The organism is Vibrio sp. 10N.286.46.A8 (assembly GCF_041470165.1).
Lineage (GTDB): Bacteria > Pseudomonadota > Gammaproteobacteria > Enterobacterales > Vibrionaceae > Vibrio > Vibrio tasmaniensis_A.
The window spans coordinates 1-10,558 of sequence record NZ_JBFRLX010000094.1 but is presented as its reverse complement, the minus strand read 5'-3'; the positions used below and the strand labels follow the sequence as shown (position 1 = coordinate 10,558).

The 10,558-nt window shown below is 44.3% G+C and carries 8 protein-coding genes, 1 tRNA gene and 1 riboswitch; of the genes, 5 read left to right on the top strand and 4 right to left on the bottom strand.

The genetic code is table 11. The features are described 5' to 3' along the window. Positions 1-90 precede the first annotated feature (90 nt). Positions 91-1,080: a GTP 3',8-cyclase MoaA gene (gene moaA, locus AB4232_RS10880; protein WP_029223023.1), complete on the bottom strand. Its 990-nt coding sequence runs from the start codon at positions 1,078-1,080 to the stop codon at positions 91-93. Continuing rightward, positions 1,069-1,221, bottom strand: a riboswitch (molybdenum cofactor riboswitch). (Overlaps the previous gene by 12 nt.) Before the next feature lie 194 nt (positions 1,222-1,415). Here moaA and AB4232_RS10875 point away from each other — a divergent pair. Continuing rightward, on the top strand, positions 1,416-2,303 hold the full coding sequence (locus tag AB4232_RS10875) for a YvcK family protein (protein WP_135381346.1): 888 nt from the start codon (positions 1,416-1,418) through the stop codon (positions 2,301-2,303). Positions 2,304-2,393: 90 nt separating this feature from the next. Here AB4232_RS10875 and luxU read toward each other — a convergent pair whose 3' ends face one another. The 3 genes from luxU to uvrB all read right to left on the bottom strand — a co-directional run bounded on the left by luxU (position 2,394) and on the right by uvrB (position 6,484). Next, positions 2,394-2,738: a quorum-sensing phosphorelay protein LuxU gene (gene luxU / locus AB4232_RS10870; protein ID WP_372087107.1), complete on the bottom strand. Its 345-nt coding sequence runs from the start codon at positions 2,736-2,738 to the stop codon at positions 2,394-2,396. Between the two features lie 24 nt (positions 2,739-2,762). Continuing rightward, the gene (gene luxO, locus AB4232_RS10865; RefSeq protein WP_371709720.1) at positions 2,763-4,151 is read right to left on the bottom strand and encodes a quorum-sensing sigma-54 dependent transcriptional regulator LuxO; all 1,389 of its coding nucleotides are present in this window, start codon (positions 4,149-4,151) and stop codon (positions 2,763-2,765) included. Positions 4,152-4,453: 302 nt separating this feature from the next. Beyond that, entirely contained in the window at positions 4,454-6,484 is a 2,031-nt protein-coding gene (gene uvrB, locus AB4232_RS10860) for an excinuclease ABC subunit UvrB (protein ID WP_372087106.1), read from the bottom strand. A 509-nt stretch (positions 6,485-6,993) separates the two neighbouring features. Here uvrB and AB4232_RS10855 point away from each other — a divergent pair. The 4 genes from AB4232_RS10855 to rsxC all read left to right on the top strand — a co-directional run. After that, positions 6,994-7,069, top strand: a tRNA-Asn gene (locus AB4232_RS10855). Between the two features lie 525 nt (positions 7,070-7,594). Next, complete coding sequence (gene rsxA, locus AB4232_RS10850; RefSeq protein ID WP_004734039.1) at positions 7,595-8,173, top strand: electron transport complex subunit RsxA; 579 nt, start codon at positions 7,595-7,597, stop codon at positions 8,171-8,173. 2 nt (positions 8,174-8,175) lie between these two features. Then, the gene (gene rsxB / locus AB4232_RS10845; RefSeq protein WP_004734040.1) at positions 8,176-8,769 is read left to right on the top strand and encodes an electron transport complex subunit RsxB; all 594 of its coding nucleotides are present in this window, start codon (positions 8,176-8,178) and stop codon (positions 8,767-8,769) included. A 7-nt stretch (positions 8,770-8,776) separates the two neighbouring features. After that, positions 8,777-10,558, top strand: a 1,782-nt coding sequence (gene rsxC / locus AB4232_RS10840) for an electron transport complex subunit RsxC (RefSeq protein ID WP_372087105.1), incomplete at its 3' end; no start/stop codon positions are given.

The window sequence follows — 10,558 nt, the reverse complement described above, 5'->3', positions numbered from 1 at the left end:
AAAAATCAGCTCGAAAGAGCAACACGCCCTAGACTTATTCGCCCAGCTTAAAGAAGCTGAGCGATAAAATGCTTTAGAGTATATAGCGGGTTAACCGCCGATTGACGCCAAGTTTGGAGTCATGCCGCTGTTGCCATCATGTAAGAAGTGGCTAACGGACTTGGTTTGAAGCTGAGCCTGAATTCGATCAATGAGTTCTTGCTCTTGTTGATCTTCTTGAATCAGATCTCTCAGTTCAACACCATGGTCGCCAAACAGACATAAGTGAAGTTTACCGGTCGCAGAAACACGCAGTCGGTTACAACTCTCACAAAAGTCTTTCTCGTAAGGCATGATCAAACCGATTTCACCCTGGTAGTCTGGGTGGACAAACACTTGCGCAGGGCCATCATTAACGGCTTTGACTTTTAACAGCCAGCCATTAGCAATAAGCTGGTTGCGAATCGCAACGCCAGACACATGGTGTTTATCGAACAACTCGTCCATCTCGCCGGTTTTCATCAGCTCGATAAAACGTAATTGAATAGGTTTGTCTTTGATCCAATTAAGGAAGGCTGGTAATTCCTGACTGTTGAGGTCTTTCATTAATACAACGTTGACTTTGACTTGTTCAAAGCCAACCTCAAACGCTTTATCAATACCTCGCATAACCTCAGTAAACTTGTTCTCACCAGTGATCTGATGGAACATGCGCGAATCTAAGCTATCCACGCTCACGTTTATATGGGTTAAACCAGCATCACGCCATTGCCCTACTTGTTTCTCCATGCGGTAGCCATTCGTTGTGGTGGCTACTTTTTCGATGCCTGGAGTAGAAGCAACGGTATGTATGATTTCAGGAAAGTCTTTACGCAGACTCGGCTCTCCGCCAGTAATGCGGATCTTTGAGGTACCACAATCAGCAAACGCTTTAACAACGCGTTTGATCTCAGGAACACTTAAAAAAGACGAGTTTTTTTGCCCTGACGGTTTATAACCATCTGGCAAGCAGTAAGTACATTTAAAGTTACAGACGTCTGTAACCGACAAGCGCAAGTAATAAAACTTGCGATGGAATCTATCTTCGAATTGTTGCGCCACGGAACACCTTTCCAAACACGGGAGGCATAATCATTTCCAATTAAGCCCTTGTGACAACATGTCACTGGCTCTTGATGCGTATCGGTACAGCAAATACCACTGTGCGACTTAGCATGCGAGAGCTCGGAGTTATGGCAACTGCGCTTTATATTCACACGCGCAGTAGCTGAGTAATAAAATACTTAATATTTGTACGTGAATCTAGCTTTGATGACAAAAAACGAGTCACATCGGCAAAAAAAACGTATCAAACCCTCAAAATAACTCTTGTTGAGTATCTGACGAGAAGCATTTAACCTAAATTATAGTTGGTAATAATCTAACAAGAACAAAAAATGAATATTTACTCTTCAAAAAAAGTGGTCGCAATTGGTGGTGGTCACGGCTTAGGTCGTATGCTTGCGGCATTAAAAGACTTTGGTAGCAATGCGACAGGCATTGTTGCAACGACAGATAACGGTGGATCAACCGGGCGTATTCGAGATTGCCAAGGTGGCATCGCTTGGGGTGATACTCGTAACTGTATCAACCAGCTAATCACCGAGCCTTCGATCAGTTCGATGATGTTCGAATACCGATTTCGCGGTCAAGGTGAACTCGATGGTCACAACCTCGGAAACCTGATGCTTACTGCGCTAGACAACCTTTCTGTTCGCCCATTGGAAGCAATCAACCTGATTCGTAACATGCTTAAGGTCGATGTAAATATTGTACCAATGACGGAACACCCTTCCGATCTCACCGCTTTATCAATGGACGGCCGTTGGGTAACCGGCGAAACCAACGTTGATGACATGACAGAAAAACTGCGCATGATGGACTTGTCTCCAGAAGTGCCTGCGACCAGAGAAGCCGTTGCAGCTGTCGAACAAGCAGACTGTATCGTGCTTGGTCCGGGAAGTTTTCTAACCAGTGTTATGCCGCCCCTTCTACTGCCAGAGATTGGTAAAGCGATCGCAGATAATACTAAAGCCAAGGTTATCTTCGTTGAAAACCTGTCGCCAGAGCATGGACCTGCAGGGAAAATGACGCTACAAGAGCAATTGGAGTGGTGTGAACGTACCTGCAAGACAAGAAAAATCGACATTGTATTGGGTAACGCGCCCCATCCGGAACTTGAAGGGCTATGGAATTGCGTGACTGCTGACCTTGCCTCTCCAAATAGAGATTGGAGACACGACCGCGTAAAACTCCAACAAGCAATTAGGGATCAGTTGGTTTAACTCGGTTTTCTGAATCTATTTACCAAACAAAAACAAAAAGGAGCACGATGCTCCTTTTTAAGTTCATTGATGACTGACCACTTTAGAGCGTTAAAGCTCTGTCATTAACTGCTGGTACTCTTGGTAGGTGGATAACAAAATATCCTGCATACCTTGAAAGTCGACCTCTGTCATTGGCAGCGCTTGTTTCACTTTTGCATCTAGGCTAATCGCAAAACTACACAAAGAGTCCGCTCCAAAGCTCGCAGCACTACTCTTAAGTGCATGGCTAATATCCGCTAAATACTTAGATGTGTCTGACTCTTTATTTAGCTCTAAATGTTCGTAGTATCCCTTCAGTTCACCTAAAAATATTTCCAGTAACACTGGGACATTCTCTTGCCCTATTTCACCGGCAAGCTCATCAACTTTTTGCTGATTTAATATTATCGTCATTGCTCTTTTCTTATTATTTGGTGATTACTGCTTCGCATTCCATGTTTGCAATTTTCGGTATATCGTCGATGGACTGACATCCAAGAAACCTGCCGCGCGAGGAACGTTACCGTCACACGCTTTGATGGCCTGTTCGATAGCCGTTTTCTCAGTGATCCACAATGGGAAAATATCTTTTACCGTGATGTCTTCGTTCTGCTTCTCTTTTAAACGGAGACTGTTTTCAATTGGTTGGTTCAATGGCGGTGGAAGCATATTGAGAGTAATCTCTTTACCATTATTCAGTACCACTACATTTCGCAACACATTTTGTAACTGACGAACGTTCCCCGGCCACTCATATTGATTAAAGCGATCGAGTACTTCTTCAGCAAAACGTACGAACGCCTTACCTTCTTCGACAGACATATAACCCAGCAATGAATATGCAATTTCGATGACATCGTCACCACGCTCACGCAATGGCGGCAAATGCAATGGAATCACATATAAACGGTAGTACAAATCTTCTCTAAAGCGACCTTCTTGAACTTCTTTCCAAGGGTCGCGGTTCGTTGCACATACGAAACGAACATCCACACTCTTCATCTTCGAAGAGCCGACTTTTTGAAAGGTACCAGTTTGAATGAAGCGGAGTAGCTTAGTTTGCAGCTCTAAGTCCATTTCGCACAATTCATCGAGGAACAGGGTTCCACCATCTGCAAGTTCAGCCGCGCCTTGTCGATCCGTTGCCGCCCCAGTAAAGGCCCCTTTAACGTGACCAAACAGTTCACTCTCAATCAAATCTTTAGGAATCGCTGCACAGTTGATCGCGATAAATGGCTTATCGCCACGCTTACTCGCAGCGTGAATGGCTTCAGCACATACCTCTTTACCGGTACCACTTTCACCTGTGATGAAAATACTGGCTTTGCTCGATGCGGCAGAATCGATCGTTCGGTAAACCTGCTGCATGGTTTGACTACTGCCAATAAAGCCTTGATAGTTCTGATTTCCTGGATGTTCCGAGCTATTTTTAAGTTTAGTGGCTTTGCGGATCGCGTTGTTCACCGTAATACGAAGTCGGTCGGCTTCACACGGCTTGATAAGGAAATCTTGGGAACCATGTCGCATGGCTTCTACTGCGGTATCAATAGAGCCGTGAGCAGTCATGAAGATAACGGGAACTTCCGGATATTTTTGTTTTACAGCAAACAGTACATCCATACCCGTCATATCGGGCAGGCGTAGATCTAATAAAATGAGGTCTGGGATTCGATGGTTCAAACTCTCGATTGCATCGCGGCCAGTACCAACAATGTTAATATCAATTTCGAGCGGTGTAAGATACGATCGATATAACGCTGCTACCGACGCGGTATCTTCTACCATTAACAAATACTTCGATTTGTTATCTAACGTTTTTGATTGCATATCCTAGCCATTTATAATTTGCATTTCTTATTATAATCGCATTCCGCTTTGCATTATGCAAATTAACCACACTATTTATACTGTGTTCGTTTGCTTGCTTCAAACAATCAATGTGTTATCTATGTGGCACGAACGATGCAGTTATCTAAGTGACCTTCGGGTCACCTAGCCAACTGACGTTGTTAGTGGACAGAGTGTTCACAAACGTAAGCCAGTAGAACATTTACTACTGGCTGTTTTTTTGCCTGAAACACTCTCAATTCTTGTATTGAGGGGAACAATTCTTCGAATGGAAAGTGAGATTAGCTGTTGGTAATAAACTGCTTTCTTAGCTGCTCAATTTCATCACGCTTTTGTGCGGCCAATTCAAATTCTAGATTCTGAGCATGCTGATACATCGCAGCTTCTAGCTTGCTGATCTCTTTATCAAGCTGTTGCGGTGTAAGTACGGCATAACTTTCAGAAGGCTCTGCCACCTTAGATAGAGGAACTTGCTTCGATTGGCGCTGCTGCTTCGACTTGGTCAGATCACCCAGTTCCATAATGTCTTTGATATTACGTTTCAACGCTTGCGGAGTGATGCCTTGTTCTTCATTGTAGGCTTGCTGCTTCTCACGACGACGATCGGTTTCATCAATCGCTTTTCTCATCGACTTAGTAATCGAATCACCATAAAGGATTGCTCGACCTTCCAAGTTACGAGCTGCACGGCCAATGGTCTGTATCAGAGAACGCTCAGAACGTAAGAAGCCCTCTTTATCAGCATCAAGAATCGCCACCAGCGATACTTCCGGCATATCCAAACCTTCTCGAAGTAAGTTAATGCCTACTAACACGTCAAACTCGCCCAAACGTAGGTCTCTGATAATTTCTACGCGTTCAACGGTATCGATATCAGAGTGCAAGTAACGAACTTTAACGCCATGCTCACTCAGGTATTCAGTTAAGTCCTCTGCCATTCGCTTAGTTAGCGTCGTGACAAGTACACGCTCTTCTTTCACTGAACGTATTCTGATTTCAGACAATAGGTCATCAACCTGAGTCGCGACAGGCCTTACTTCAATAATTGGGTCTAACAAACCAGTAGGACGCACCACTTGATCAGCAATCTCACCGTCTGATTTCTCAATCTCATAATTACCCGGCGTGGCCGACACAAAAATAGTCTGAGGAGCGATCGATTCGAACTCTTCAAACTTCATTGGTCGGTTATCTAACGCTGAAGGCAGACGGAAACCAAATTCAACCAAGGTCTCTTTACGAGAGCGGTCACCTTTATACATTGCGCCAATTTGCGGCACGGTAACGTGTGACTCATCGATAATCAAAAGGCCGTCATTTGGCAGGTAATCAAACAAGGTTGGCGGTGCTTCACCTTCATTACGTCCACTCAAATAGCGAGAGTAGTTTTCAATACCCGAGCAGAAACCCAGCTCGGTCATCATCTCGATATCAAACTGAGTTCTTTGAGAGATACGCTGTTCTTCTAGAAGCTTATTATTGTCTTTTAAATATTGAGCTCTATCACGCAACTCATCCTTAATCTTCTCAATCGCTTCAAGGATTTTCTCTCGTGGAGTTACATAGTGCGTTTTTGGATAAACCGTAAAGCGAGGCAGGTCTCTTTGCTTAACCGCACCAGTTAGTGGGTCAAAGATACTGATGCAATCCACTTCATCATCGAACATTTCAATTCGCACGGCATCTTGTTCAGATTCAGCCGGGAAGATATCAATCACTTCACCACGCACGCGGAATTGACCTCGTTCAAATGCGACGTCGTTTCTTGAATATTGTAGCTCCGCCAAACGGCGCAAAATATCACGCTGATCCATAACCTCACCACGACTCAAGTGAAGCATCATTTTCAAATACGATTTAGGATCACCAAGACCATAGATAGCCGATACAGAAGCCACAATGATGGCGTCTTTTCTCTCTAATAAGGCCTTGGTCGCCGAAAGTCTCATCTGCTCGATATGAGCATTCACCGACGCATCTTTCTCAATGAACGTATCTGTGGTTGGTACATACGCTTCAGGCTGGTAGTAATCGTAGTAAGAAACGAAGTATTCAACGGCATTATTTGGAAAGAATGACTTCATCTCGCCATAAAGTTGAGCTGCCAACGTTTTGTTAGGCGCTAACAAGATTGCAGGTCTTTGAGATTGGGAAATGACGTTAGCAAGGGTAAATGTTTTACCAGAGCCCGTTACCCCTAATAGAGTTTGATGTGCCAAACCAGAATCTAGTCCATCTAGTAATTTGGTAATCGCCGTCGGCTGGTCACCGGACGGACTGTAGTCCGATACCAAGTCAAAGAGTTTACTCATAGGTCGCCATTTCCATACTGTTTATTTAATCAGGTCATTGTCACTCTAGGAGGAGTGTCGTTGCAACTATTATCTAGAGAAATGCATCTTAAGATTAGATATCAGTTATAGCTTTTATTTTTGGAACTTGGTATTATCCGTGCCCCTGCAAGATCTCTTCAGCTAAATTACTCGATTTTTAATCCACTACTTTTCCCCAAAAAATCTAAAAATAGCACTTGTTTTACTGTTTATTTTATAATCTTAAAAAGTTATACAATCGTAATGTTTCGATATAAAACTTTTAAATACATCACGTTACCGCAGATTTTAACATTTTCAGATTTATCCCAATTATTGTTGTTAAAGTTTCACGCACATACTTATCCACAATTTTGGTGGATAACTAAAGCAAAGCTAAATCTGATAAGGCGTTCAAGAAAGTAAAGTTTTTTATCTTATTTTTTTCTGCTATTTTTTATTGACAGAAAATAGGAGTCTTATTAGAATTCGCGTCGCTAACAAGCAATTCCCCTTTAGTTCAGTTGGTAGAACGGCGGACTGTTAATCCGTATGTCGCAAGTTCAAGTCTTGCAAGGGGAGCCAAATTCAGAAAAAGCTCAATCGAAAGATTGAGCTTTTTTCGTATATAACTGCGACTAACTTGTTCCAAGTTAATGTCACACCCGAATCGTCGGACCGTGCTACCCGCCCGCGTTTAAGTCTCGACAAGGGGACCAAATTTAAAGAAGCCGCATCACTCGATGCGGCTTCTTGCGTTTTAGCGTACTCACTTTCCTAAAAGCCCTCTAAGCAACCGAGCAACAGCCCTGAGTTAGCAACAATCAATTGACTCAAAAGTGAGCTATTTACTTCAACCAATTTCGACCTTTTGGCCGAAGACAAAAGTGAAATCACTGAGTACTCAAATGATCAGACAAAGATCATTGTGATATACCGCTGCACGCTCACACCATCAAAATCTATGTCTATACTTACTGCAGCTTTGGTAATCAATCGATTACCTGATGTTTTTTTCACCAAGTGTCTAAATCCCTAGTGATCCTTGGTTGTTATTAGGTGAGCAAAACAGGATAATATCGGGATCGGAATCTCAAGAATTAATCCATTATGACCGAATACCTTTTGTTGTTGGTTGGCACAGTGCTGGTCAATAACTTTGTGCTAGTGAAGTTTTTAGGGCTATGTCCTTTCATGGGAGTTTCCAAGAAGTTGGAGACTGCAATTGGCATGGGCCTCGCGACGACTTTCGTTCTAACGTTAGCGTCGGTATCTGCATACCTAGTAGAAACCTACATCCTTACCCCTCTGGGTATTGAATACCTGCGTACCATGAGTTTCATCTTGGTTATTGCGGTGGTTGTTCAATTTACGGAAATGGTCGTTCACAAAACCAGCCCTACCCTTTATCGCCTATTGGGTATCTTTCTGCCTCTTATCACCACCAACTGTGCGGTATTAGGTGTGGCACTTCTGAACATCAATGAAAACCACAACTTCATTCAGTCGATCATCTATGGTTTTGGCGCAGCGGTGGGTTTCTCTCTTGTATTGATCCTATTTGCTGCAATGCGTGAACGTATTGCGGTTGCTGATGTTCCAATGCCATTTAAAGGCGCATCGATTGCGATGATCACAGCTGGCCTAATGTCTCTGGCATTTATGGGCTTTACTGGGTTGGTGAAATAAGCATGAGTACCATTTTAATTGCGATCATTGCGCTAGCCGTTTTAGCCGCTGTTTTTGGCGCTATTTTGGGCTTTGCTTCTATCCGTTTTAAAGTTGAAGCCGATCCGATCGTCGATCAAATCGACACTATTTTACCGCAAACTCAATGTGGCCAGTGTGGCTACCCTGGTTGTCGCCCATACGCGGAGGCGATCGCGAACGGAGACAAGATCAACAAGTGTCCTCCAGGCGGCCAAGCAACCATTGAGAAGCTCGCAGACTTAATGGGCGTAGAAGTTGAAGACTCCGCTCATGACTTAGATAACAAAGTAAAAACCGTTGCCTTCATTCATGAAGATATGTGTATCGGCTGTACCAAGTGTATTCAAGCCTGCCCTGTTGACGCCATTGTTGGTGGCACCAAGGCACTCCACACAGTAATCAAAGATGAATGTACAGGTTGTGATCTATGTGTCGCACCGTGCCCTACTGACTGTATCGAAATGATTCCAGTGGCAACAACGACTGAAAATTGGAAATGGCAGATGAACATCATTCCTGTTACTGATATCACTAACCAAGCAACTGATGCGACCGCGTCAGAGCCTAAGGCATAGGGTTAGTATGATCTCTTTAATTGAACAAATTCGCACGGGCTCTATTTGGAACTTCCCGGGCGGTGTGCACCCTGCTGAAAACAAGAAACAGTCGAATACTACTGATATCGTGCATGCAAGGCTCCCAGAAGAAATCGTTCTTCCAGTGAAACAGCACATCGGTAAGCCTGGTAACTTATTGGTTGCTGTCGGTGATGCCGTACTCAAAGGTCAACAACTGACGGCCTTAGAGACTGGTTTTACTTTGCCAGTACATGCACCAACATCGGGTGTGATTACCGCTATCGAACCACGAACCACCGCTCACCCTTCTGGCTTGAGCGACGTGTGCGTGGTTATTAAACCTGATGGCTTAGACGCTTGGATTGAAAAAAATCCAGTTGAAGATTTCTCGACAAAAACTTCTGACGAACTGCTTGATGTGATTCGCCAAGCTGGTATTTCAGGCATGGGCGGCGCAGGCTTCCCTACGGCTAAGAAACTTCAATCAGGCTTAGGTCGTACCGACATTTTGATCGTCAATGCTGCGGAATGTGAACCTTACATCACCTCTGATGACAAGTTGCTTCAAGAACATGCCGACGAAGTATTAAAAGGCATCGAAGTGGTTGAACACATTCTTCAACCAAAGCTGACGGTTATCGGCATTGAAGACAACAAACCAGACGCGATAAAAGCACTTGAGATTGCAGCGAAAGACAAAGATATCGTCATTCGTGTTATCCCAACTAAATACCCTTCAGGTGGTGAGAAACAGCTGATAAAGATCCTTACTAATAAAGAGGTTCCGGCTGGCGGCATCCCTGCAGACATTGGTGTTTTGGTTCAGAACGTCGGCTCTCTTTACTCGATTAAGCGAGCGGTAATTGACGGCGAACCTGTGGTTAACCGCGTTGTGACATTAACCGGTAAAACCTTTAAGCAACCTCGTAATGTTTGGGCGCTATTAGGTACACCAGTACACGAGTTACTTGAAGAGTTTGGCTACAAAGCCGATAAAAAACTGCCGCGTTTGATTTTGGGTGGCCCTATGATGGGCTTCACCTTGCCACATGCCAATGTGCCAATCACTAAAACGTCGAACTGTATTTTAGCGCCAACGCGTCGTGAGATCTCTCCAAGCACTTACGAGATGGAATGTATTCGTTGCAGCGCGTGTGCCGAGGCTTGCCCCGCATCACTTCTTCCTCAACAACTGCAATGGCATGCGAAAGCCAACGAGTTGGATAAGTGTGAAGAACTGAATATTAAAGACTGTATTGAATGCGGTGCTTGTGCATTTGTCTGCCCAAGTGAAATTCCTCTTGTTCAGTACTACCGCCAAGCAAAAGCTGAGATCAAAACTCGAAAAGATGAAGCCGCTGCAGCAGAGCGCGCCAAGATTCGTTTCGAAGAGAAAAACGCTCGTATGGAGCGTGACAAAGCAGAACGTGAAAACCGCTTTAAGAAAGCAGCTGACAACCGTCGTAAAGATATGAAATCTGCGGATGGTGATGATGCGATTGCAGCTGCGATTGCTCGCGTTAAAGCGCAAAAAGCCGCGGCAGACCAAGCTCCTAATGCGGAACCAGCGGTGAAACCTGCGGTTGCGGCTGCGATTGCCAAGGCAAAAGCAAAACAAGCTGCGGCTCAGAAAGCGGACAGCGCTGAACCAGACAATTCTGAAATGTCGAAACTGCGTGAAGAACGTAAACGACAAGCTCGAGAGCGCAAGGCACAACAAGCAGCAACTGATGCTCCTGCAGAAAGCTCTGGTGATGGCAAAAAAGACGCTGTTGCTGCAGCTATC

Bases quoted from the DNA above. Each gene is read 5' to 3' on its own strand.
- AB4232_RS10875 (WP_135381346.1), top strand. From the start codon at position 1,416: ATGAATATTTACTCTTCAAAAAAAGTGGTCGCAATTGGTGGTGGTCAC.
- luxU (WP_372087107.1), bottom strand. From the start codon at position 2,738: ATGACGATAATATTAAATCAGCAAAAAGTTGATGAGCTTGCCGGTGAA.
- luxO (WP_371709720.1), bottom strand. From the start codon at position 4,151: ATGCAATCAAAAACGTTAGATAACAAATCGAAGTATTTGTTAATGGTA.
- uvrB (WP_372087106.1), bottom strand. From the start codon at position 6,484: ATGAGTAAACTCTTTGACTTGGTATCGGACTACAGTCCGTCCGGTGAC.
- rsxA (WP_004734039.1), top strand. From the start codon at position 7,595: ATGACCGAATACCTTTTGTTGTTGGTTGGCACAGTGCTGGTCAATAAC.
- rsxB (WP_004734040.1), top strand. From the start codon at position 8,176: ATGAGTACCATTTTAATTGCGATCATTGCGCTAGCCGTTTTAGCCGCT.